24 protein-coding genes are annotated in these 23500 nt (G+C 66.8%); 7 read left to right on the top strand and 17 right to left on the bottom strand.

All coding sequences use genetic code 11. The features are described 5' to 3' along the window. Positions 1-361: 361 nt before the first annotated feature. The 6 genes from tyrS to argH all read right to left on the bottom strand — a co-directional run bounded on the left by tyrS (position 362) and on the right by argH (position 7580). On the bottom strand, positions 362-1678 hold the full coding sequence (tyrS, locus tag KRR55_RS17610; protein WP_336245159.1) for a tyrosine--tRNA ligase: 1317 nt from the start codon (positions 1676-1678) through the stop codon (positions 362-364). Positions 1679-1707: 29 nt separating this feature from the next. After that, a complete protein-coding gene (locus KRR55_RS17605) occupies positions 1708-3996 on the bottom strand; it encodes a HelD family protein (protein WP_217390616.1) in 2289 nt (762 codons plus the stop codon). A 112-nt stretch (positions 3997-4108) separates the two neighbouring features. Next, complete coding sequence (locus KRR55_RS17600) at positions 4109-4645, bottom strand: adenine phosphoribosyltransferase (protein WP_217390615.1); 537 nt, start codon at positions 4643-4645, stop codon at positions 4109-4111. Positions 4646-4654: 9 nt separating this feature from the next. Next, on the bottom strand, positions 4655-5302 hold the full coding sequence (locus KRR55_RS17595; RefSeq protein WP_217390614.1) for a DNA-3-methyladenine glycosylase: 648 nt from the start codon (positions 5300-5302) through the stop codon (positions 4655-4657). Positions 5303-5332: 30 nt separating this feature from the next. Next, positions 5333-6070, bottom strand: a complete 738-nt coding sequence (locus tag KRR55_RS17590; protein ID WP_217390613.1) for a maleylpyruvate isomerase family mycothiol-dependent enzyme — start codon at positions 6068-6070, stop codon at positions 5333-5335. 94 nt (positions 6071-6164) lie between these two features. Then, positions 6165-7580, bottom strand: a complete 1416-nt coding sequence (gene argH / locus KRR55_RS17585; protein ID WP_217390612.1) for an argininosuccinate lyase — start codon at positions 7578-7580, stop codon at positions 6165-6167. Between the two features lie 192 nt (positions 7581-7772). Between argH and KRR55_RS17580 the strand changes: the two genes are divergently transcribed. Then, positions 7773-8183 carry an ankyrin repeat domain-containing protein gene (locus tag KRR55_RS17580; protein ID WP_217390611.1) on the top strand — a complete coding sequence of 137 codons (411 nt, stop codon included), beginning with the start codon at positions 7773-7775 and terminating at the stop codon, positions 8181-8183. A gap of 270 nt (positions 8184-8453) precedes the next feature. Then, the gene (locus KRR55_RS17575; RefSeq protein WP_217390610.1) at positions 8454-9014 is read left to right on the top strand and encodes an O-acetyl-ADP-ribose deacetylase; all 561 of its coding nucleotides are present in this window, start codon (positions 8454-8456) and stop codon (positions 9012-9014) included. A gap of 127 nt (positions 9015-9141) precedes the next feature. On the opposite strand, the gene KRR55_RS17570 is transcribed toward KRR55_RS17575, so the two are convergent. From KRR55_RS17570 to argC, 9 genes are all read right to left on the bottom strand, one after another. Then, positions 9142-9462 (bottom strand): ArsR/SmtB family transcription factor, encoded by a 321-nt coding sequence (locus KRR55_RS17570; protein ID WP_217390609.1) that lies wholly within the window; start codon positions 9460-9462, stop codon positions 9142-9144. Continuing rightward, on the bottom strand, positions 9459-9899 hold the full coding sequence (locus KRR55_RS17565) for an SRPBCC family protein (RefSeq protein WP_217390608.1): 441 nt from the start codon (positions 9897-9899) through the stop codon (positions 9459-9461). The genes KRR55_RS17570 and KRR55_RS17565 overlap by 4 nt, the downstream gene beginning before the upstream one ends. Positions 9900-9969: 70 nt before the next feature. Next, entirely contained in the window at positions 9970-10128 is a 159-nt protein-coding gene (locus KRR55_RS17560) for a hypothetical protein (protein WP_217390607.1), read from the bottom strand. A 43-nt stretch (positions 10129-10171) separates the two neighbouring features. Further along, on the bottom strand, positions 10172-10687 hold the full coding sequence (locus tag KRR55_RS17555) for an arginine repressor (RefSeq protein WP_217390606.1): 516 nt from the start codon (positions 10685-10687) through the stop codon (positions 10172-10174). Then, positions 10684-11652 carry an ornithine carbamoyltransferase gene (argF, locus tag KRR55_RS17550; RefSeq protein ID WP_217390605.1) on the bottom strand — a complete coding sequence of 323 codons (969 nt, stop codon included), beginning with the start codon at positions 11650-11652 and terminating at the stop codon, positions 10684-10686. Before argF ends, KRR55_RS17555 begins: the two co-directional genes overlap by 4 nt. A gap of 9 nt (positions 11653-11661) precedes the next feature. Next, positions 11662-12906 carry an acetylornithine transaminase gene (locus KRR55_RS17545; protein ID WP_217390604.1) on the bottom strand — a complete coding sequence of 415 codons (1245 nt, stop codon included), beginning with the start codon at positions 12904-12906 and terminating at the stop codon, positions 11662-11664. Next, entirely contained in the window at positions 12903-13829 is a 927-nt protein-coding gene (gene argB, locus KRR55_RS17540) for an acetylglutamate kinase (RefSeq protein WP_217390603.1), read from the bottom strand. Before argB ends, KRR55_RS17545 begins: the two co-directional genes overlap by 4 nt. A gap of 96 nt (positions 13830-13925) precedes the next feature. Next, positions 13926-15089 (bottom strand): bifunctional glutamate N-acetyltransferase/amino-acid acetyltransferase ArgJ, encoded by a 1164-nt coding sequence (argJ, locus tag KRR55_RS17535; protein WP_217390625.1) that lies wholly within the window; start codon positions 15087-15089, stop codon positions 13926-13928. 11 nt (positions 15090-15100) lie between these two features. Beyond that, positions 15101-16132, bottom strand: a complete 1032-nt coding sequence (gene argC, locus KRR55_RS17530) for an N-acetyl-gamma-glutamyl-phosphate reductase (protein ID WP_217390602.1) — start codon at positions 16130-16132, stop codon at positions 15101-15103. Positions 16133-16286: 154 nt separating this feature from the next. On the opposite strand from argC, the gene KRR55_RS17525 reads away from it, so the two are divergent. Continuing rightward, positions 16287-17255, top strand: a complete 969-nt coding sequence (locus KRR55_RS17525) for a quinone oxidoreductase family protein (RefSeq protein WP_217390601.1) — start codon at positions 16287-16289, stop codon at positions 17253-17255. A gap of 92 nt (positions 17256-17347) precedes the next feature. Here KRR55_RS17525 and KRR55_RS17520 read toward each other — a convergent pair whose 3' ends face one another. Beyond that, positions 17348-17866, bottom strand: a complete 519-nt coding sequence (locus KRR55_RS17520) for a DUF1990 family protein (RefSeq protein ID WP_217390600.1) — start codon at positions 17864-17866, stop codon at positions 17348-17350. A 248-nt stretch (positions 17867-18114) separates the two neighbouring features. Here KRR55_RS17520 and KRR55_RS17515 point away from each other — a divergent pair, with 248 nt between their 5' ends. The 4 genes from KRR55_RS17515 to KRR55_RS17500 all read left to right on the top strand — a co-directional run bounded on the left by KRR55_RS17515 (position 18115) and on the right by KRR55_RS17500 (position 22628). Then, on the top strand, positions 18115-19344 hold the full coding sequence (locus tag KRR55_RS17515) for an ROK family transcriptional regulator (RefSeq protein ID WP_217390599.1): 1230 nt from the start codon (positions 18115-18117) through the stop codon (positions 19342-19344). 99 nt (positions 19345-19443) lie between these two features. Beyond that, positions 19444-20736 carry an ABC transporter substrate-binding protein gene (locus KRR55_RS17510; RefSeq protein WP_217390598.1) on the top strand — a complete coding sequence of 431 codons (1293 nt, stop codon included), beginning with the start codon at positions 19444-19446 and terminating at the stop codon, positions 20734-20736. A 99-nt stretch (positions 20737-20835) separates the two neighbouring features. Further along, positions 20836-21741, top strand: coding sequence for a carbohydrate ABC transporter permease (locus KRR55_RS17505; protein WP_217390624.1), 906 nt, complete (start codon positions 20836-20838; stop codon positions 21739-21741). Beyond that, a complete protein-coding gene (locus KRR55_RS17500; protein WP_217390597.1) occupies positions 21741-22628 on the top strand; it encodes a carbohydrate ABC transporter permease in 888 nt (295 codons plus the stop codon). Before KRR55_RS17505 ends, KRR55_RS17500 begins: the two co-directional genes overlap by 1 nt. A 66-nt stretch (positions 22629-22694) precedes the next feature. Here KRR55_RS17500 and KRR55_RS17495 read toward each other — a convergent pair whose 3' ends face one another. Continuing rightward, the gene (locus KRR55_RS17495) at positions 22695-23441 is read right to left on the bottom strand and encodes a 4'-phosphopantetheinyl transferase family protein (protein WP_217390596.1); all 747 of its coding nucleotides are present in this window, start codon (positions 23439-23441) and stop codon (positions 22695-22697) included. Between the last annotated feature and the right edge of the window lie 59 nt (positions 23442-23500).

Here is a 23500-nt window from a genome sequence, read left to right as displayed (position 1 = left end):
TACTAAGTTATTACATGTTTCTCGCTCTGTCAAATCAGCTTTTCGCTGATCTACTTCGCTATAAAACACGGTTTCTATCAACGATTAATCGTTGTTATAAGAAAGTTTTTATCATTCGCGGCTAGAAGCTTTTCGCTTGCCTTGGCCGCGGCGACTTAGAAAACAATACACAGGTTTCCCGTACACGGCAAATCGACGGATCCTGCCTTCGGTTACCCGTGGTTCCCCCAAATCAACCGGGTTTATCGGCAAATCGGGGGTACAAAGCAAAAAACCGGTGCGGGGTCGTTGCCGTGATTCACAGCACTCCCCCGCACCGGCCTGATTGCATTGTTAGCAACCCATGGCTTCGTTCCCCTGTTTAGGCGACTTCAACTACTGCCAAGTTCTTTTTTCCACGGCGAACCAAGAGGTAGCGTCCGTGCAGAAGATCCGCCCGGTTCACCACTGCCTCATGGTCCGAGTACTTCACGTTGTTGATGTACGCACCGCCTTCACTGACCGTGCGGCGGGCAGCCGACTTGGATTCGGAAAGGCCGGATGCCATCAAGACCGAGACGATATCCAGCTCATCGCCCGTGACGGTGGTGCTTTTGAGTTCCTGTGTTGCAGCGCGAAGCGTTGCCTCGTCCATGTCGCCGAGTTCGCCTTGGCCAAAGAGTGCGGCCGAAGCGGCAATCACCTTTTCCGTGGCTTCCACGCCGTGGACCAACGACGTCACCAAGTAGGCGAGTTCCTTCTGGGCCTTGCGGGCGAACGGACGCTCGGCAACTTCCTGCTCGAGGGCATCGATCTCGGCCCGAGTCAGGAACGTGAAGACCTTCAAGCGGGAGATCGCATCGGCATCCGCCGTGTTCAGCCAGAACTGGTAGAAGGTGTACGGGCTGCACATCTCCGCATCCAACCAAATGGCATTTCCTTCGGACTTGCCGAACTTGGTGCCGTCGGAGTTGGTGATCAGCGGGGTGCCGTAGGCGTATGCGCTCTTGCCCTCGACCTTGCGAATCAAGTCGGTGCCGCTGGTGAGGTTTCCCCACTGGTCCGAGCCACCGGTCTGCAGGGAGCATCCGTAGAGCTGGTGCAGCTTCAGGTAGTCATAGCCCTGCAGGACCTGGTAGCTGAATTCGGTGTAGCTGATGCCCTCGTCCGAGTTCAGGCGGGCGGCAACGGTTTCCTTCTTGATCATGGTGCCCACGCGGAAGTACTTGCCGACCTCGCGCAGGAAGTCGATGGCGCTCAGGTTGGCGGTCCAGTCGAGGTTGTTGACCATGCGTGCCGCGTTCTCGCCCTCGAAGGAGAGGAAGCGGGCAACCTGCTCCTGCAGCTTGCCTACCCATTCGGCGACCGTTTCCTTGGTGTTCAGCACACGCTCGGCCGTCTGGCGCGGATCGCCGATCAGGCCGGTGGAACCGCCGACCAGGCCCAGGGGCTTGTGGCCGGCCAGCTGCAGGCGCCGCATGTTCAGCAGCTGCACCAGGTTTCCCAGGTGCAGCGACGGTGCGGTGGGGTCGAAACCGCAGTAATAGGTAATGGACTCCTCGGAGAGAACCTTTTCCAGCTCGGCTTCATCGGTGGATACGTGGACCAGGCCACGCCACTTCAGTTCCTGCCAGATGTTTTCAAACGACGGATCATTACTTTGTCCCGACAGTGCGGGATTCTGCTCAATTTCAGACACCCTACTAAATTAGCAGTCTCCGCCCGGAATTACGCTTCCGTGTCAATGCCCGCCGGGATCGAGCCCTCGGCCAGGATCCGCAGGCGCTGCGTGGTGCGGGTCATCGCAACATACAGGTCCCCGACGGTGCCCTCGACTTCGTCGATCAATTCCTGCGGTTCAAGGACAAGCACCACATCGAATTCGAGGCCCTTGGCCTCGCGTGCTCCAAGCACGACGATGTCCTGGCTCAGCCCTCCCGAGCCGGTGCCCACGCGGCGCCCGTATTGCTCGACCACCGCGGAGCGGACCTGCGACAGGCGGGACTCGGGCACGATGACCGCCAGCAGCCCGCCGTCGGCGATCGCAACCTCTTCGGGCAGGACCTCGCGCAGCTTGGGCAACAGCTGGCCCGCCTCCAGGCGGTCCACCAGCGGCGGCCACTGGCCCTCGCGCACGGCCTTGGGCGTGGAGATCTTGAGCCCCGCGGCGTGGGCGACCCGGGTCGCGGCGGCGGCGATCTGCATGGGGGTCCGGTAGTTGACCGTCAATTCCTCAAGGGTGAAGCGCTGGGCCACGAACGGCTTCATGGCCTGGGCCCAGCTGCTGGCGCCCGAGGCCGAGGAGGTCTGGGCGATGTCGCCCACCACGGTGAATGACTTCAGCGGGCAGCGGCGCATCAGCAGTCGCCACTGCATCGGGGAAAGCTCCTGGGCCTCGTCGACCACCACGTGCCCGTAGGCCCAGTTGCGGTCGGCCACCGCACGCTCGGCGGCCGTTTGGCGTGCCTCGGTCTCCTGGTTCATGTCTGCCAGGTCCTGGGCCTCGACCAGCCCGTCGATGCCGGCGTTGAAGAGCATCTCGTTGACGTTGCGCAGGGTCGCCTCGGCGTTTTCCAGGTCGCGCTTGAGCTGCGCCTCGACACCGGCGTCCTTGTTGCCCACGGCCTTGAAGTCGCCAAGCAGGTCGGCTGCCTCGTCCAGCAGCGGCACGTCGGCCTCGGTCCAGGGAGCCCCGGGCTCGCGGTGCAGCGCCTTGAGCTCGCGGGCGTTCAGCTGCGGCGCGGCGGCGGCGAGCAGGTCCTCCTTGGCGAAGAGTTCCTCCAGCAGCGACTGCGGCGTCAGCGGCATCCAGCAAAGGTTCAGCGCGATGCGCACATCGCGTGACTCGCGCACTTCCTGGACCAGGTAGCTGCGGTCCACGGCATTGCCGTTGCCGGCGGAATCCTCGAGGACCTGCTGCAGCTGCTCGGCCAGCTCGCGGATCAGGATCTTGGTGAACACCTCGCGGGCCTCGTTGTGCGGCTTGCGGGAGGCACGCGCCTTGTCGCGGGCGTGGCGCACCTGGCCGCGGGTCAGCACCAGGCGGGTGCCCTCGACCACGACGCGGCGGTCCTCGGCCAGCAGCCGCTGGCGATTGGAAACCGCCTTGGCCACGACCTTGGCCATGAACGCCTTGCCCTTGATGCGGGCTGTCTCCCGGTTGTGCTCGGGCACGGCGCGCAGGCCCGGGTACAGCTCCCCGACGGAGGACATGACCACGCCGGTCTCGCCCAGGGAGGGCAGCACGCGTTCGATGTAGCGCATGAAGGAGGAGGACGGGCCGACCAGCAGCACGCCGGCGCTCTTGAGGCGTTCGCGGTGTTCGTAGAGCAGGAAGGCCGCGCGGTGCAGCGCCACGGCGGTCTTTCCGGTGCCCGGTCCGCCTTGGACCACCAACACCCCGGCCAGCGGGGAGCGGATGATCCGGTCCTGCTCGGCCTGGATGGTGCCCACGATGTCGCCCATGCGGCCGGTGCGCTTCTGCGTCAGCGCCGCCATCAGCGCTCCCTCGCCCTGCAGGTCGTCGTCCTCGGCGAAGAGCTCGGTGTCCAGCACCTCGTCGTCGATGCCCAGCACGGTGCGTCCGCGCAGCATCAGGTGCCGGCGGCGGCGCACGCCCTGCCGGTGCAGCGCGGTGGCCTGGTAGAAGGCCGCCGCCTCCGGGGCCCGCCAGTCCACCATCAGGCGCGTGAGGTCATCGTCGGTCATGCCGATGCGGCCGATGTAGCGCGGCGAACCGTCTTCCTCGCCGGAGCGGTTCACGTCATCGTCAAGGTCCAGCCGCCCGAAGACCAGCCGGTCCTCCACGGCGTTCAGCTGTGCCAGGCGGTCTTCATACAGTGCGGCGAAGGAGTCGCGTTCGGACACGTTCTGGATGGATCCCTGCGCCCCGCCGCGGCGGGTGCGGTTCAACTGCTCGAGCTTTTCGGCACGCAGTTCATCCAGGCGGGTGTAGAGCATCGAAACGTAGTTGCGTTCGGCTTCGAGCTCCGGTTGAACGGTCGTGGACTCTGGCATTCAGCACTCCCTGATGAAACAAATCGTGGACAGACCAGTTTACGCTCTGTCGCACCGGGTATTTGACCGGTCGCCATGGGGCGGGCGCCCCGGTGGCGGCAGGCGGTTGTTGCTAGACGAGCTGGAGCGAATGCACCTGCAGGCCGGAGAGCCTTTCGCGCCCGCCCAGGTCCTGCAGCTCAAGGACCACTCCGACCCCGATGACGTTCGCGCCGACCATGCCCAGGAGCCGGGCGGCGGAGCCGACGGTGCCGCCGGTGGCCAGCACGTCGTCAAGGATCAGCACCCGGGTGCCCGGGGCGACGTCGTCGCGGTGCAGTTCCAGGGTTCCGGTGCCGTATTCCAGGGTGTACTCGTCGCGGTGCACCGGCCGGGGCAGCTTGCCGGCCTTGCGCACGGTGACCATGCCGGTTCCCGTGGCGTAGGCAGCGGCCGCCGCCAGCACGAAGCCGCGGGCCTCGAGTCCGGCGATGACGTCGAACTGTCCGGCGAAGGGGGCGACGATCTCATCGACCATGCGGCGCAGCCCGGCGGCGTCGGCGAAGGCCGGTGTCAGGTCCTTGAACGAGATCCCCGCGCTGGGGTAGTCGGGAACGATTTCGCACAGTCGGTCAAGGAGGTCGCTTATGCTCTCAGGCTCTGGATTCACCCGACTAGTCTAGTCCCTTTGGCCGCGCGCCCTGCGCGGCGCCGCCTTCCGGTACGGCGAGACGCTGGGCTCGCCCGGAAGCCAGAAACGGTACGGGTACTCGTCCCCGCCGCCTCTTCCGGCCACCCCGGTGCGCGGGCCGGACAGGTGCTCCGGCGGGGAGGCGGCCAGCCTGTCCAGCCCCAGGTCGGGGCCCGGAGGCGCCGCGGTTCCGTTGCGGAAGCGGGCAGTATTGTGTTCCAGCGTCAGCCCGAGGCCCTGGGCCAGCCGCGCGGGGCCGCTGAGCAGCCTGACGGCCGGTCCCCCGGGGTTGCCGCGCCTGGCCGTCGCCGCCTCGAGGCCGGTGACGATCTCCCCGGCGCGCAACAGCACCGCCGAGGCCGTGCCTTCGGTCCCGCACACCACATTGGCGCAAAAGTGCATCCCGTAGGTGAAGTAGACGTAGGCGGTGCCCGGAGGGCCGAACAGGCCGGCGTTGCGTGCGGTCTTTCCCCGGTAGGCATGGGAACCGGGGTCCAGGGCACCGTCGTAGGCCTCCACCTCGGTCAGCCGAACCACCACCAGCTGCCCGCTGATGAAGGTCGAGACATGGGCTCCGAGCAGGTGCGGAGCCAGCTGCAGCGATCCCAGCCGGAGCAATTCATCTTGCACGTCCATCACCACGTCGCCGCCGTCAGGGTTGCAGGGCTAGTTGCGGGCCTTCAGCCCGGAGGGCCAGGGGCCCAGCTCCGGAAGGTCGGCACCGTCCGCGCCGGCGGTGGCCTGCACCGGGCCCAGCGGCTTGCGCCCGGCCAGCCACGCGGCCAGGTCGAAGTCGGTGCCGCTGAGCACCGTGACGTCATCGCCGTTTCCCAGGGAAATGCGCTGGGCGCCGTGCGGCTGAAGGATGTAGCGCCTGGATTCGGGCACCCGCACCGCGAGCTCGTCGAAGAGGTGGGCGCAGAACGCCGGTTCCCAGTCGGCGACCGAGCGCGCCAGCAACAGGTCGGAGGAGTGAATGACCAGTTCGCGCCAGATGGCGTAAAACAGGTCCTGGACGCTGCCGCCGCCGCGGAACCCGGTGGCAAGGTCCCACTCCCCTGCGCTGATGCCGCGGATGCTGGCCTCCAGTGCGGCGAGGGACTCGTCGGTCCGCGCCACCAAGGCCTCGGCACGCATCAGCGCAGTCATCTCGATGGCAGCTTCCCTGCCCTCGATTCCCCCGTCGTACATCGGGAATGGCTCGTCGGCGCCGGCGGTGTCCAGCTGACGTGTTGCGGCCCGGCTGAATCCGTCGATGTGGGCCAGCAGCTGGGCCCGCTTCCATCCAGGCAGGGCACTGGGTTCGGCTGCTGCCGCGGCATCCACGGTGGCCGCCAATGCGCGTAGGTCCGACAGGGAGGTGAGGATCCTGGTCGTCAGGTCCTGTGGCGTGAGCTCGGTCATACCCACACCCTATCGGCAGATGCAGCCGGAAATCACGAAGGCGGGGCCCGCCAAGTGTGGTGGGCCCCGCCCTGGGATCGTGGATCGGGGTGCGCTATCCGGCGTAGGCGCGCACCGGAACCAGTGCGTCCTTCAGGGCGGCCAGTTGCGCGGCGACGGCCGAGGGGGCGGTGCCGCCCTGGGCGCTGCGCGAGTTCAGCGAGCCCTCGGTGGACAGCACGCTGCGGACCTCGGGGGTCAGGTGCTCCGAGATCCCCGAGTATTCGGCGTCGGACAGGTCCCACAGCTCGACGCCCTTGGACTCGGCCAGCTTCACTGCCGCGCCGGAGAGTTCGTGTGCCTCGCGGAACGGCACGCCCTGGCGGACAAGCCACTCGGCGATGTCGGTGGCCAGGGCAAAGCCCAGCGGTGCGAGCTCGGCCATGCGGTCCGTGTTGAACTTCAGCGTGGCGATCATGCCGGAGACGGCAGGCAGCAAGAGCTCCAGGGTGTCGGTCGCATCGAAGACCGGCTCCTTGTCTTCCTGCAGGTCGCGGTTGTAGGCCAGCGGCAGCGCCTTGAGCGTGGCCATCAACCCGGTCAGGTTGCCGATCAGGCGTCCGGCCTTGCCGCGGGCCAGCTCGGCCACGTCGGGGTTCTTCTTCTGCGGCATGATCGAGGAACCGGTGGAGAAGGCGTCGTCGAGGGTGACAAAGGAGAACTCCTTGGTGGCCCAGAGGATGACTTCCTCCGAGATGCGCGAAAGGTCGATCCCGATCATGGCAGCGACCCAGGCGTATTCGGCGAACACGTCGCGGGCGGCGGTGCCGTCGATCGAGTTCCAGGCGGCGGAGTCGAAGCCGAGCTCGGCCGCCACGGCGTTGGGGTCCAGGCCCAGCGAGGAACCGGCCAGGGCGCCGGAGCCGTACGGGGAAACCGCGGCGCGCTTGTCCCAGTCCGCCAGGCGCTGGACGTCGCGCAGCATTGCCCAGGCGTGGGCCAGCAGGTGGTGGGAGAGCAGGATCGGCTGTGCGTGCTGCAGGTGGGTGCGGCCGGGCATGGCGGCGTTGGGGTGCGCCTCGGCCTGCTCGATGAGCGCGTCGATGGTGGCCAGCACGCCGCGGGCAATGATGCGGGCGTGGTCGCGCAGGAACATGCGGCCGAGGGTCGCGATCTGGTCGTTGCGCGAGCGGCCGGCACGGAGCTTGCCGCCCAGCGCGGTACCGGCACGCTCGATCAGTCCGCGCTCGAGGGAGCCATGGACGTCCTCGTCGGAATCGGAGGCAACGTAGGCACCGGAGACGACATCGGCTTCCAGCTCATCCAGCGCCGCGATCATGCCGGCCAGCTCGGCTTCGTCCAGCAATCCCGCGGTGTGCAGCACGCGGGCGTGGGCGCGGGATCCGGCGATGTCATAGCGGGCCAGCCGCCAGTCGAAGTGCGTGGACTTGCTCAGCGCCGCCAGGGCGTCCGCCGGGCCTCCGGCAAATCGTCCGCCCCAGAGTGCGCCTTCGTTTGTTGCCGATCCCATGTTAATCCTTCCGTGTGCCCGTCACGGGCGCCGGTTCGAGAGGTGTCCAAATCCAGTGTCCATCCTAGTGCAGGGCGGTTCCCCGGCCCCGGATGCAACGCCCGATTCTTAATACTTATTCACTAGTCTACATAATTATTCACGCGTCATGCCGCCGGCAACCTCCGGGCGGCCGCCCGGTACGATTTGGGTATGACCGATTCGAACACCCCCGACGCCTTGTCCGAGGAAGAGCTCGCGTTCCTGCACTCCATTTTCGACCTGGCCCGCGAGGGAAACACCGAGAAGCTGATGGCCATCATCGACCAGGGAATCCCCGCGGATCTCACCGACGCCAAGGGCGACACGCTGATGATCCTGGCCGCCTACAACGGCCACGACGCGACCGTCTCCGCCCTGCTCGAGCGCGGCGCCGACATCAACCGCCTCAACGACAAGGGCCAGGGCGCACTGACCTGCGCGGTGTTCCGCAAGAACGAGCCACTGACGCGGCTGCTGCTCGCCCGCGGCGCGGATCCGCGCCTCGGGGCCCAAAACGCCCTGGCAGTCACCCAGATGTTCGACCTGCCCGAGTTCAAGGCAGTGATCGAGGAGTACCTCTAGGAGCCCGGCCCGCCTGTGGCCGCGCCGGCAGCGGGCGCCAGCCGCGCGGCGCCCGCACCTTCCCCGGGCGCGCCCGACGCGTCCACGTCAATCGCCGGCCGGAGCATCCCGCCCAGGTCACACAATTGCCCCGTGGCCCCGTTTCCGGCCGACGTTTCGGCTTTGCTCTAGTCACACCTGAGAATCCACTGTGGGCCCCTCCACAAGATCGGGACCGACGCGTATCGTGGTGTTTATCAGGTGTTCTGGATCACTGACAGGAGCGAAGAAATGCATATCGACATCGTGCGTGGAGACATCACCGATCAAAAGGTCGATGCGATCGTCAATGCTGCCAATCCATCCCTGCTCGGTGGCGGCGGCGTCGACGACGCAATCCATGCGGCCGCGGGCCCGGCACTGCTGGCCGAATGCCGGAAGCTGAGGGCCACGACCCACCCCGACGGCCTTGCCTCCGGGCTCGCATTGGCCACCGGCGCCGGCGACCTGCCGGCCCGCTGGGTCATCCACTCTCCCGGGCCGAATCGCCACGTGGGGCAGACCAATCCCAAGACGCTGTCGCAGTGCTTCACCAATTCCCTTTACGTCGCCTCCCGCCTGGGCGCCACCAGCGTGGCGTTTCCCGCCATCGGGGCGGGTGCCTACGGCTGGGACCCGGAGGACGTTGCCGCGATCGCCGCCCGCGCGATCCACGATTGGTTCGAGATGTACCTTCATTCGACATCGATTCACCGGGTGGTGTTGGTTGCCTACAACGACGCTGTTGAATCCGCGTTCCACAAGGCCTTCGACACTCCGCGCACCGAGAGCGAGCTCGTCCACGGGCCATAGCGCCCGTCGGCGCTCCGGCCGCACATGATTTCCACCAGGGACTCCCCGCGCAATCTGCCCGGGGAGTCCCTGTGGCCATTAAGGGCTCGGCCCGGTTGCTGCGGCACGCGAATCCGGGCGCGCTGGCTCAGCCCAACTTGGCCGCTTCGACCAGCTGCACTTCAAAGCCCGCCTTCAAGCCGCGAATGTAGTCGCTTGCCGGCACCAGCCCACCCAGGACCAATTCGAAAACGATCTCCCTGCCGTCGCGGCGGCTCTTGGCGAGGCCGGCATCGACAAGGATGCGCAGGTGCTTGGCCGTGGCCTGCCGACTGATACCCAGTGGCGCACTCAGTCGCGAGGCACTGCTCGCATTCTCACCTAGGAGCTTGAGCATCCGGCGACGCGTGGCGTCCGAGAGTGCTGCAAAAATCAATTGTGATTCGGCCGCATCCGGCTGCCCAATCATTTTCCGCCCAGATAACGCTGCGCCGCGAGCATCTCGGCTTCCCACCCGCGGGTGTTGGCACTAATGGCATGCCGATGCGCCTCGGCATCGAAGGCGGCGAATCCACTCTCCATGACCCGCAGCCTTACCGCGCCGGAATGTGTGGGTTCGATCCAGAACTCAACGAGCGTGTTGGGCACCGGATCGTCCCACTCATGACCGCCCAGGGAACGGAACGCCGCGTAGCGCGGGGCATCGAGGGTAACGGTCTCAAATTCGAATTTTCCATAGATCGCGTCGCAAACGGTGGAGAATGCACCGTCGGTTTCGATCCGATGCGTCGTGATGGCCCCGCCGTTGATGAACCACCCCGGTTCGCTGACCAGCCCCCAAACGGATTCGGCAGTGGCATCGATGTCGATGGTTGCCTCGATGGCATCCTGCAGTGTGGCGTCCATGTGCATCCCCTCAAAACGCAAAGCCCTTGTGCAACAAAATGGTTGCACAAGGGCTTTGGTTCCACAAGGGTTACCGCACGGTAGCCGCAATGGGCGCCGGATGGGTCCGGCCGTTCGCGGGACCGGCGAGCATCCCGCTTGTCCCGACGATGATGCCGGCGAGGATCGCCAGCAAGACCAGGGCAGCCAGGATCGCACCGAGTATTGCGGCCTTCTTTGACGGGTCCATCCATGCCTCCGGGGTCCTGCGATGGTGCGACTGGTCGATTTGACTACTGCGGGTCGGCCAGTGCCAGGAAGCGCGCGGCGACCTCGGCACCGCCATCCACGTCGCGGGTCACCAGCATGACGGTGTCGTCCCCGGCGATGCATCCCAGGATCTGCGGCATTGTTGAATGGTCGATGGACAGGGCCAGGAAGTTTGCCGCACCCGGCGGGGTGCGCAGCACCACGATGTTGCCCGAGGCCTCGGCGGTGATCAGCAATTCCGCGCATTGCTTGGCCAGCTTGGCGTCGTGGACCTCGTGGCTGACGCCGGCCTGCGGGCTGCGGTCCCCGCCCTCCTGGCGCACCGCGTAGACGAGTCCCCCGTCGGCGCCGCGCACGCGCACCGCACCCAGCTCCACCAGGTCGCGCGACAACGTGGCCTGCGTGACGGCCATGCCTTCCTCTGCCAGCAGGGCCACCAGCTCGGCCTGCGAACGCACGGTGCGGGTCGAGAGGATGGCACTCACCCGCGCCTGGCGGGCGATCTTCGTCGTGGGCTGGAACGATGCCGGAGTGCTCATCGGTTCGGGTTCACTCCCGGCACGACAGCCAGGTCCGACTTGGCCATCAGCCAGCCCATGATGGCCTTCTGGGCGTGCACGCGGTTTTCGGCCTCGTCGAAGACCACCGACTGCGGTCCGTCAATGACGTCCGCCGAGATTTCGTAGCCGCGGTAGGCCGGCAGGCAGTGCAGCACGATGGCGTCCTGGTGCGCGTGCGCCATGGCCGCGGAGTCGACGGCGTATTCGCGGAACAGCTCCATGCGTTCGGCCTTCTCGTCTTCCTGGCCCATGGACACCCAGGTGTCGGTGGCAACCACGTCTGCACCGGCCAGGGCCGCTGCGGCGTCGGTGGTGACTGTCACGGAGCCGCCGGTTTCCGCCGCGCGAGCCTCGGCCGCGGCAATGATGTCCGCGGCAGGCAGGTAGCCCTCGGGTCCGGCAATGCGCACGTGCATCCCGGCCGTGACGCCGGCCAGCAGGTAGGAGTTGGCCATGTTGTTGGCCGAGTCGCCGAGGTAGGCCATGGACAGTCCTGCCAGCGTGCCCTTGTGCTCGCGCACGGTGAGCAGGTCGGCCAGCAGCTGGCAGGGGTGGTAGTCGTCGGAGAGGGCGTTGATGACCGGGACATTCGAATTCTCGGCCATTTCCTCCAGGCCGGCCTGGGCGTAGGTGCGCCACACGATGGTGGAGACCATGCGCTCGAGGACCTTGGCGGAATCGGAGATCGACTCCTTGTGGCCCAGCTGCGATTCGGCGGAGTTGATGATCAGCGGCGAACCGCCAAGCTCCGCGATGCCCGCGGCAAAGGACACCCGGGTGCGGGTGGAGGTCTTGTCGAAGAACACCGCGACGGTCTGCGGTCCGGCGTACGGCTTGTATCCGTACTTGTCCTTCTTCATGGCCAGGGCCAGGTCAAGGACCTCAGTCTGTTCGGCCTGGGTGAGGTCGAGGTCGGTCAGGAAGTGGCGAACTGTGCTGGTCATTTTTTGGTCCTATTCCTGGGTGCCGGCAACGGCCGCGGCATAAATCGCGGGCAACGCTGCTACGAAGGTGTCGAGCTGTTCGGTGGTGATGATCAGGGGAGGCGCAAGGCGCAGCGTGTTGGGACCCGGGGCATTGATGATGAACCCGGCGTCCAACGCCGCGGCCACCACCGCCGGGGCCACCGCGGCGGCCAGGTCGAACCCGATGAGCAGCCCCCGGCCGCGGACGGCCGTGACGAAGTCCAGCGCGGCAAGTTTCGTCCGCACCTCCGCGCCCACCCTTCCCACCTGCGCCAGGAGGTCCTGCGACTCAATGACATGCAAGGTGGCCAGCGCCGCGGCGGTCGCCACGGGGTTTCCGCCGAAGGTGGTGCCGTGCTGGCCGGGGGTGAGCAGCCCGGTGGCCTCGGTGCCGAAGACGATCATCGCGCCAATGGGGAATCCGCCGCCCAGGCCCTTGGCCAGGGTCATGGCGTCGGGGAGGACCCCGGCGGAGGCGAACCAGGCGCCGGTGCGGCCGATGCCGGTCTGGACCTCGTCGAAGACCAGCAGCGCACCGGCCGCAGCGGTGAGCTCGCGTGCAGCCTGCAGGTAGCCGGGGCCGAATTCGATGACGCCGGCCTCCCCCTGGATCGGTTCGATGAACACCGCGGCGGTGGTCTCGTCGACCGCCGCACGCAGGGCCTCGATGTCCCCGGCCGGAATCCATTCCACTCCCCCGGGGAGCGGTTCGAAGGGTGCCCGGTAGGCCTGCTTCCAGGTCAGGGCCAGCGCACCCATGGTGCGGCCGTGGAACGCGTGTTCAAGGGCGATGATCTTGGTGCGCGGGGCCTCGGGCGTGCCGGCATTCCGGCGGGCCAGCTTGAAGGCCGCCTCGTTGGCCTCGGTGCCGGAGTTGGTGAAGAACACCTTCGAGCCCGCGGGAGCCTCGCTGAGCCCCAGGAGCTTTTCGGCCAGCGCGATCTGGGTGGGGCTGGTGAAGAAGTTGGAGATGTGTCCCAGGGTGGCCAGCTGGGAGGAAATCACGGAGGTGACCAGAGGGTGGGCGTGGCCCAGGGCGTTGACGGCGATCCCGGAGAGCAGGTCCAGGTATTCCTTGCCGTCGGCGTCCCACACGTGGCAGCCGGCCCCGCGCACCAGCACCTGCTGCGGGGTGCCGAAGACGCCCAGCAGCGAATTGTTGTAGCGGGCCAGCAATTCGCTGCCCTGCAGGGCGTCCAGCGCGCCCGTTTCCTGTTCAATGATCTCGTTCATGCCTTGTCCTTGGGAATGACTTGGGTTCCGACGCCGGCGGAGGTGAAGACCTCCAGCAGCATGGAGTGTGGTTGGCGGCCGTCGACGATGTGGGCCTGGCCCACGCCCTCGTCCACGGCCTTGAGGCAGGCGGCCATCTTGGGGATCATCCCCGATTCGAGCTTGGGCATCAGGTCGCGCAGCTGCTCGGAATCCAGCGAGGAGATCAACGAGGACCTGTCGGGCCAGGCCGCGTACAGCCCCTCCACGTCGGTGAGGATCACCAGCTTGGAGGCACCCAGGGCACTGGCCAGTGCCGCGGCGGCGGTGTCGGCGTTGACGTTGAGCACCTGGCCGGTGGGGTTGTCCTTCTCGTCGACCTCCGGGGCGACGGTGGAGACCACCGGAATCTTGCCGGCGGCCAGCAGGTCAAGGATCTGGTCGGGCTTGACCCCCGTCACCTCGCCCACGAGCCCCAGGTCCACGTGCTGACCGGCAATGTAGGTCCCGGTGCGCACGGCGCGCAGCAGGGCGCCGTCCTCTCCGGAGAGTCCCACCGCGTAGGGGCCGTGGGAGTTGATCAGGCCGATGAGTTCGCGCTGCACCTGACCGGTAAGCACCATGCGCACCACGTCCATGGCCTCGGGGGTGGTCACCCGCAGCCCGCCCTTGAACTCTGACTCGATGCCCAGGCGGCTGAGCATGGAGTTGATCTGCGGGCCGCCGCCGTGCACGACCACGGGGTTGATGCCCACGTGGCGCAGGAAGACGATGTCCTCGGCGAAGGCGCGGCGCAGGTCCTCGTTGATCATGGCGTTGCCGCCGTACTTGATGACCATGGTGGTTCCGGCAAAGCGCTGGATCCAGGGCAGTGCCTCGATCAGGGCCTCGGCCTTGCGCTGTGCAACGTCCATTGGCGTGGGCGTGGGTTTGTTCTCAGTCATGCTCTTCGGTGTTTCCTCACTGAAACGTTGGACCGGGTGGCGGGGCACCGTGGTCGTAGCAGGTTCAATCCCGCTAACCCCACGGCGCACCGCCGCCTAGCTGCTGTAGGCCGAATTCTCGTGGACGTAGTCGTGGGTCAGGTCGTTGGTCCACAGGCTGGCTTCCTGCATGCCGGCGTTGAGGTCGATTTCCACCAGGACGTTGCGCCCGGAAAGGTCCACGAGGTTGCGGTCCTCGCCGACCCCGCCCTTGCGGCAGACCTGGACGCCGTTGATTGACACGTTCAGCTCGTCGGGTTCGAAGGCCGCCTGGGTGGTTCCCACCGCGGAGAGCACCCGCCCCCAGTTGGGGTCCTGGCCGAAGATCGCGGTCTTGAAGAGGTTGGAGCGGGCCACGGTGCGCGAAACCTCGACGGCGTCGTCCTCGGTGGCGGCATTGAAGGTGCGGATGGTGATTTCGTGGGCGGCGCCCTCGGCGTCGGAGATCAGCGCCTGGGCCAGCTCGACGCAGACCTCGGTGAGTCCGGTGGTGAATTCGGCGACGTCGGGCGTCGTTCCGCTGGCACCGGAGGACATCAGGATCACGGTGTCGTTGGTCGACATGCAGCCGTCGGAATCCGCCCGGTCGAAGCTGACGCGGGTGGCCTCGCGCAATGCCGCGTCGAGCTGCGCCGGTTCCAGCACCGCATCGGTGGTGATGACCACCAGCATCGTTGCCAGCCCGGGGGCAAGCATGCCGGCGCCCTTGGCCATGGCACCGATGGAGTAGCCGGCACCGGCGAACCCTGCCTGCTTGCTCACGGTGTCGGTGGTCATGATGGCGGTGGCGGCAGCCGCTCCCCCGTCGAATTCGCTGCCGTCGCCCAGGGCCGCGGCGGCCGCGTCCACGCCGGGCAGGATCTTGTCCATCGGCAGTTGCTCGCCGATCAGCCCCGTGGAACAAACCAGCACGTCGCCGCTGGAAAGGCCCAGGACCGTGGCGACATGTTCGGCGGTGGCGTGGGTGTTGGCAAAACCCTCGGGGCCGGTGCAGGCGTTGGCGCCGCCGGAGTTCAGCACCACGGCGTCGGCCCGGCCGTCCGAGATCACCTGGCGCGACCAGTGCACCGGGGCCGCGGCCACGCGGTTGGAGGTGAACACCGCGGCAGCGTCAAAGCGCGGTCCGTTGTTGCGCACCAGGGCAAGGTCCGGGTTCCCCGAGGCCTTGAGTCCGGCGGTGACGCCCGAGGCGCTGAAGCCTGCGGGGAAGGTGATTCCGATGGGTGCGTTGCTCACGGTGCTACTCCTTCAAGTGCCAGGCCGGCGGTTTCCTTCAGGCCCAGGGCGATATTCATGGATTGGACGGCCCCGCCTGCGGTGCCCTTAGTGAGGTTGTCGATGACCGCGGAGACGATCACGCGGTTGGCGTGCGGGTCGAATGCCAACTGGATCTGAGCGTGGTTGGAGCCCATGACCGAGGAGGTGGCGGGCCATTGGCCCTCGGGCAGCACGTGCACGAACGGTTCGTCCTTGTAGGCAGCCGTCCACGCGGCGCGCAACATGTCCGCGTCCACGCCGGGCTTGACCTTTGCGGTGGCGGTGGTGAGGATGCCGCGGGGCATCGGCGCCAGGGTCGGGGTGAAGGAGATGGTGACCGGGACACCGGCGGCCTTGGACAGGCCCTGCTCCATTTCCGGGGTGTGCCGGTGGGAGCCGCCCACGCCGTAGGGGTTCATGGAGCCCATGACCTCGGAGCCGATCAGGTTCACCTTGGCGCTCTTTCCGGCACCCGAGGTGCCCGAGGCGGCAACCACGACGACGTCGTCGGCTTCCAGCAGGTCGGCGGCGAAGCCGGGCACGAGGGCAAGCTGGACCGAGGTCGGGTAGCAGCCGGGCACCGCGATGCGCTTGGCACCGGCCAACAGGTCACGGGCACCGGGCAGCTCGGGCAGGCCATAGGGCCAGGTGCCCGCGTGCGCGGATCCGTAGAACTTCTCCCAGGCCTCCGGCGATTCCAGGCGGTGGTCCGCACCGGCGTCGATGACCAGTGTGTCCGCGGGAAGCTGGGCGGCGATTTCGGCGCTGGCGCCGTGGGGCAGAGCCAGGAAGACCACGTCGTGGCCGCGCAGCTGCTCGACGGTGGTTTCCACCAGTACCCGGTCGGCCAGGGAATGCAGGTGCGGGGCGAGTTCGCCCAGTCGCTGCCCGGCGTTCGAGTGTGCGGTGATGGCACCGATGGTCACATCTGGGTGGTTGGACAGCAGGCGCAAGACCTCGCCGCCGGCATACCCACTGGCTCCGGATACAGCTACTGAAATCGTCATGAATCCACCCTACTACGCATTTATGCATGATAACTAATAAATATTCATAATTTGGAGACCCGCGACGCAACATCGCCGCCCGGGACGGGGGTCCGCAGGACCCGAACGCTAGGGTGGAAACAAAGCATTGAGCAGAACCAAAGGAGTCCCACACGTGAGTTCCCAAGCAATTATCGCCCGCCAGGCCGGCGGACCCGAAGTATTCGAGTATGTCGCCTCCCCGATTCCCTCCCCCGGCCCCGGACAGCTGCTGGTCAAGGTCGCTGCCGTCGGCCTGAATTTCATCGAGACATACCAGCGTTCGGGCGTCTACAAGGTCCGCTACCCCTTCACCCCGGGCAGCGAGTGCGCCGGCACCGTCGAGGCAATCGGCACGGGCGTCACCGATTTCGCCGTCGGCGACCGGGTGGCCACCACCGAGGGGTCGCAGACCTATGCCACCCACACACTGCTGGATGCCGACAAGGCCCTTCCCGTCCCGGAGAACGTGTCGCTGGAAACCGCCGGGGCCCTGCCGCTGCAGGGCATCACGGCCCACTACCTGATCAACTCCAGCTACAACGTGCAGCCGGGCGACACCGTGCTCACCTATGCCGGCGCCGGCGGCGTGGGGCTGCTGTTGATCCAGCTGCTCAAGCTGCGCGGGGCCACCGTCATCACCACCACCTCTACGGAGGAAAAGGCGGAACTTGCGCGCGCCGCAGGGGCCGACCACGTCCTGTCCTATGACGAGGTACCCACCCGCGTCCGCGAGATCACCAAAGGGCGGGGAGTCGACGCCGTGTACGACGGCATCGGCAAGGACACCTTCGACGGCTCCCTGGAGGCGCTCAAGATCCGCGGCACCCTGGTGCTCTTTGGCGGGGCATCGGGCCAGGTCCCGCCCTTTGACCTGCAGCGCCTGAACGCGCACGGTTCGCTGACCGTGACGCGCCCCAAGGTCGCCGACTTCCTGCTCGATGCCGAAGAGCGACGCTGGCGTTCCGGCGAACTCTTTGAACTGGTTTCCGCCGGCAAGCTCGACGTCCGCATCGGCGCGCGATTCCCGCTGGCCGAGGCCGGAGCCGCCCACACCGCCCTCGAATCACGCGCCACCACCGGAAAGACCATCCTGGTCCCCTAGCCCGGACCGTTCCATCGCCCGGCCCGAGGGGCTGCTGCCCGGGGATCGCGAGATCCCCGGGCGCACCGCCGCTCGAAGGCACGCCGGCCCATTCACCGCCCGCCCAACGATGGGTTTCCCGGCCCGGTCGGCGGTTTCTGGCGCAACGCCCGAAGATAGCGGCGGCGGACGATCCGCTGCACCACCAGCAACAGCGGAAAGAGCGCACGCCAGGGCCGCTGCGGCGCCGCGCGCGTCAGGGAACGCACGGTGAGGCGCACCTCATCCCCGTGGCGGCTCACCACAAAAGCCTCCTCGCCATGCACCGGGTGACCGGGCAGGGTGCGGTAGGAAAACCCGACGCGCTCCAGTTCCTGAACGACGGCAACAACTTCCACCGGCTCGAGGACGCTGATGCCGAACAGTCGCGCCGTGACCTCTACGCGGGCCCCCGGCTTCACCACAGCGGTTGAACTCACCGTAAAGCCGCTGGCGGTCTTCACTCCCCAGCGCAGGACTTGGGCGGCGGCGTGGTCCCACACCTGCTCCCCGACGCCGATCAGCGCGGAGACCTCACTGCGGCGGAAGCCGTCCCCACCGGGCGGCCAGTGGCCCAGATCCGGATTCGTCATGCGCCGTTCCCCCTTTAGGCGGTCAACGGGCCCCATTGCAGACCCTGGTCCATTCCTACTACAGTCCCGGGCGCGGAGGCGAGCCACACGTCTGTCGACGCCCGCCTTTCGGCACTCGGCCCGCGGCATTCGGTGCAGGTCCTGCCCTCATGCCGCCACGAGGCAATTGCCTTCAAGAAAAAAGATGACTCATTAATCTTGAGTTAATGTCTTGACCGCAAGAGTCCCTGTGACGCACGCTACTAGGCATGAGCGCAGACCAACGCAACTCCACCGCCGGAACGAACCCCGGTTCGCAGTCGGCACTGCGCGGCCTGAACGAAGAGCGGGTCATGGCGATGCTGCGCAGCCACGGGACACTCACGCAGGCGGCGCTGGCCCGCGCGACGGGACTTTCCACCGCCACGATCTCAAACATCGTCAAAAGCCTGGTGGCCGCCAACCGGGTGGAGGCCACCCCCACGACCAGCTCGGGACGCCGCGCGCTGGGCGTCAGCCTCATCGATGCCGCCGACGTGGCCGTTGGCATCGACTTCGGCCGGAGCCACGTGCGGGTCGTGCTCGCCCGCTCCGGCTTCCGCCTTCTGGGCGAGAACCACACGGCACTGCCCGTCGGGCACCGTGCCGAGGAAAGCATCTCCGTCGCCGCCGGCATGCTCAGAAAACTCCGTGAGGAACTCGGCATCGAACACGGACAGCTGCTGGGCGCGGGAATCGGCATCCCCGGACCCATCGACCACCGGACCATGACGGTGATCCGCGGCGCGATACTCCCGGAATGGGTGGGAATCGACATCGAATCCCAGCTGCAGGCCGCCCTCGATTTGCCCGTGTTCATTGACAACGACGCCAATCTGGGGGCCCTGGCCCAGATCACCTGGGGCGAGCACCAGGTTTGCCCCAACCTCTGCTTCCTCAAGATCGGAAGCGGCATCGGATCCGGCCTCATCCTCAATGGCTCCCTGCATTACGGGAGCCTGGGGGTCACCGGGGAGATCGGGCATTCAACGATCTTTGACCAAGGCCTCATTTGCCGCTGCGGCAACCGCGGCTGCCTGGAGACGGTGGCCTCGACCGGCATCATCATCGAGCTGCTCAGCCGCGCCCACGGCGCCCCCGTCACGATCGAGGGAATCATCGAACAGGCCCGCGCGGGAGACTCCGCCACGCTGCGCATCATTGGGGACATGGGCGCCGCAGTTGGCCACGCGCTGGCCAATGTCGCCAACCTGCTCAGCCCCGAGGTCATCGTCATCGGCGGGCCGCTTGCACCCTTGGGAGAGATCCTCCTGGAGCCCATCCGGCGCGGCCTGCTGCGCCATGCCATCCCGGTGATTGGCGAGAACACCGTTGTCCGGATGGCGCTGCTCGGTGATCGCGCCGAGGCGCTCGGGGCCGCCGCCCTGGTGCTGCGGCACAGCCATTCCCCGGCGGGGACGGCACCGCAACCTTCCCCGCTTCAGGAAAGTTTGCGTTAAGTAGTTGACGACAAAGTGTGATGCGGGTAACCATTAGGTGATCACCGACACACCTCTCCACAATTCCTCACATTTCCAAACAACCTCTTGGAGGCAGATATGCGACGTCGTCTTACGCTCATCGCAGCGGCAGCAACATTGGGACTCACCCTCGCCGGATGCGGCGGCGGCGGCGAGACGCCTTCCGGATCGGGCGCCCCGGCCAGCGAGGCCACCGGCAGCGTCGGAGTGTTCACCTGGTGGGCCGACGGATCGGAGAAAGTCGGTCTCGATGCCCTGGTCAAGGTCTTCAACGAGGACTACCCGAACCTGACCTTCGACAACCTTGCCGTGGCCGGCGGGGCCGGCTCGCAGGCCAAGAGCGTGCTGGCCGCACAGCTGAAGGCCGGCAACCCGCCGGATTCCTTCCAGGCCCATGCAGGCGCGGAACTGCAGGACTACATCGATGCCGAACAGCTCGAGGACCTCACCGGCTTCTACACCGAGAACAAGCTCGCCGAGCAGTTCCCCAAGGACCTGGTCGACCGGCTCACCGTGGATGGAAAGATCTACTCTGTTCCTTCCAACATCCACCGCTCAAACGTCGTCTGGGCCAATGTCGAGGTCCTGAAGGATGCAGGACTGGACCCGAACAAGCCCGCCGAGACCCTGGATGCCTGGATCGCGGACCTGGAAAAGGTCAAGGACAGCGGCAAGACCCCGTTGGCCGTCGCCGGATCCTGGACCCAAGTACAGCTCTTCGAAAACGTGCTGCTCTCCAGCCTCGGCGTCGACGGCTACAACGGCCTCTGGGACGGGACAACTGACTGGAAGGGCGCTGAGGTCACCAAGGCCATCGAGTCCTACAAGAAGGTCCTGGGCTACACCAACTCGGACCGCGATTCCCTCAGCGACTGGGCACCCGCCACGCAGCTGGTCCAGGACGGCGCCGCTGCCTACAACCTCATGGGCGACTGGGCCGAGGCCAAATTCGCCCAGGACGGCGACGTGGCAGGCACCGACTACGCCTACTTCCCGATGCCCGGCACCCAGGGCGTCTTCAACTTCCTGGCCGATTCCTTCACCCTGCCGATTGGCGCGCCCAACCCGGACGGGGCCAAGGCCTGGCTGACAACCATCGGCTCGGCCGAGGGCCAGACCGCCTTCAACAAGGCCAAGGGCTCAATCCCGGCCAACACGACGGCCAAGACCGATGACTTCTCCGAGTACCAGAAGAGCGCCATCAAGGACTTCTCGCAGGACAAGATCGTCTCCTCGCTGGCACACGGCGCCGCGGTGCCCGTGGCATGGCTCAACGAGCTCAGCACCGCAGTAAGCAAGTTCGGCGGCGACACCAACGTGGCGACGCTGCAGGAATCCGCCGCGGCCACCGCGGAGAAATTCGGCAACTAGGCACACTCCACCGGACATGTGGGGGCGGTCACGGCCAACACGGTTGGCGGACACCGCCCCCACATGTTTAAGACGCCAACTTCCCTCCGAGAGGACACCATCTTGCGGCGCCTAAAACACTGGGGACCGGGGCTCTTGCTCCTGGCTCCCACCATCATCCTGGTTGGCGTGTTCGTCTACTGGCTCATCATCGAGAACTTCCGCGTCAGCCTCACCAACCAGCACACCGCCAAGCCGAGCGACGACTACGTCGGCTTTTCGAACTACACGAATCTTCTGGCCGACCCGAACTTCCAGCACTCACTGTGGAACTTGCTCATCCTCACCGTCGTGTTCCTCGCCGGCACCCTGGTCTTCGGCTTCCTCTGGGCCTGGATGCTGGACAAGCCGGCCAAGGGCGAGGGCTTCTTCCGCGCCGTGTACCTCTTCCCCATGTCCGTCTCGTTCATTGCCTCGGGTGTGGTGTGGCGCTGGCTGCTCTCAAGCCTCCAGACCGACCAGCCCGGCGGGGAACGCACCACGGGCCTGAACCGGCTGCTCGATTCGGTGGGGCTGGGATTCATGCAGAACGACTGGTGGTCCAACCCCACCTGGGGCATCGCGGCCATCGCCGTCCCCGCCATCTGGCAGCTCTCCGGCTACGTCATGGCCCTCTTCCTGGCCGGCTTCCGGGGCATTCCCGAGGAGCTGCGCGAGGCCGCACGCATTGACGGCTGCAGCGAATGGAAACTCTACCGGCATGTGATCTTCCCGCAGCTGAACCCCGTGATGCTTTCGGCGGTCATCATCATCGGCCACATGTCGCTGAAGCTCTTCGACCTGATCCGTGCCATCGTCCCCGACGCCAACACCTACGACGTGCAGGTCCCGGCAACCATGATGTGGGTCAAGTACATCGGCAGCGACTACGCCGACGCCGCCGCGATCGGCATGATCCTGCTGGTGCTCGTGGCACTGGTCGTGGTTCCCTACCTCATGTACACCTCGCGAGCGGAGAAGCGCTAATGGCCACCTCGATCCTTGACCGTTCGGCGAAACCGGCACCGCTGCCCGCGGCGATCGCCCCGAACCCCGGGCGCCGGCGGATGAACCGCACGCTGAAGTACGCCCTGCTGCTGCTCTTCGTGATCGTCGTCCTGATCCCCGCCTACGTCCTGTTCATCACCAGCTTCAAGGGCACCGCCGACGCGGATCCGTCCCGGGCCTGGTTCCTGCCCACCGCCTGGGAAACCGGCGGGTGGTCAAAGGCCTGGACCACCCTGGCCCCGGCGCTGGGGCGGACCTTCGCCCTGGTGATCCCGGCCGCCGTCATCTCGGCGACACTGGGCTCCATCAACGGCTACGTACTCTCCAAGTGGCGTTTCCCCGGCGCCAACGTGGTGTTCACGCTGATTCTCTTTGGCATGTTCATCCCCTACCAGGCGGTCATGATCCCGCTGACCCAGCTGATGAGCGACATCGGGGTGCCCCAGGGCATCCCCTCGCTCATGGTCCTGCACATCGTCTACGGGCTGCCGATCTGCACGCTGATCTTCCGCAACTACTACGAATCGGTCCCCGGCGAACTCATCGAGGCAGCCCGCATGGACGGGGCGGGAATCCTGCGCACCTACGCCTCGGTGATCTTCCCGATCTCCGCGCCGGGCTTCGTGGTCGTGCTGATCTGGCAGTTCACCTCCGCCTGGAACGACTACCTGTTCGCCGCGTTCTTCTCCTCCGGACGCAACGGGCCCGTCACCATCGCCCTGAGCTTCCTGGCCGGCGGCCAGCTCACCGACTACGCCGCCTCCATGGCCGGTGCCCTGATCGCCTCGGTGCCGACCCTCATCGTCTACATCCTCCTGGGCAAGTACTTTGTCGGCGGGCTGATGAGCGGCTCGGTCAAGGGCTAGGACCGGGGAATCCGACGCCGCACGGGCGGAGCTTGCCGGGATCGGCAAGCGCCGCCCGTTGCGTGTTCAGGCGCCAGGGGCCTGGACGACGGCTCCCACCAGATGGGCAGGCAACACGGCTCCCAGGGAGTCAACGGCCTCGGGCGCCAGTTCCAGCACCCGGATCCCGGGGCCGGAGAGCACCGGGTGGCGGTTCGCCCCGGAGACCACGGGAATGCCGCCCTCCCCCGCCAGGCCCTCCCCGCTGGCCTTGGCCACGGCTTCCTTCAGTGCCCACCACCGCGCCCGAAGACGAATCCTTTCGGCCTCGGGCAGCAATTCGAGTTGTGCGCGTTCCTGCGCGGAATAGGCGTAGCCCTCCAGCAGCTCCCCGTCCCCCGGGGAAAACGCCGGGTCGTCCAGGTCCGCCAGGTCCACGCCGAGCCGGTCGCGGACGGGGGCCACGGCCAGCAGCAGCCAACCCGCGGTCCGTGCATAGGACACCGAGAAGCCCTCCCCGGTCGCCGCGATCCGGAGCCGCGGGACCCCGTGCGCCCTCGAGCCGCAGTGCGGACAATGCTGGGCGAGTTCGAGCTCACCCGGAAGGATCCGGCGGCCGGGGCCCAACGCACGGTTCAACAACCGGGCGGCGAGCACGCGCACCAGGATCCGCCCGGATGCGAAGTCCTCGCGCGGGCGCCCGTCCAGGTATCCGCCGGCGCGTTCCAGCTCGCCCGGGGGCAGGTGGAGTCCGGTGTGCGCCGCGGCCTCCGCCAACGGGGCGGCCGCCCACTTCAGCGCAGAGAGGCCGGCTTCACGGGAAGTTTCGGGCACATGCCGCATTCGACCTTCCCCCCTTCTTCTCAGACATCGGCTGCATCGAGTATCGCGCA

Origin of the sequence: Paeniglutamicibacter quisquiliarum, assembly GCF_019084045.1 — a bacterium.
Lineage (GTDB): Bacteria > Actinomycetota > Actinomycetes > Actinomycetales > Micrococcaceae > Paeniglutamicibacter > Paeniglutamicibacter quisquiliarum.
The sequence above is the reverse complement of the archived record's forward strand: the minus strand, read 5'-3'. Positions and strand labels throughout refer to the sequence as shown.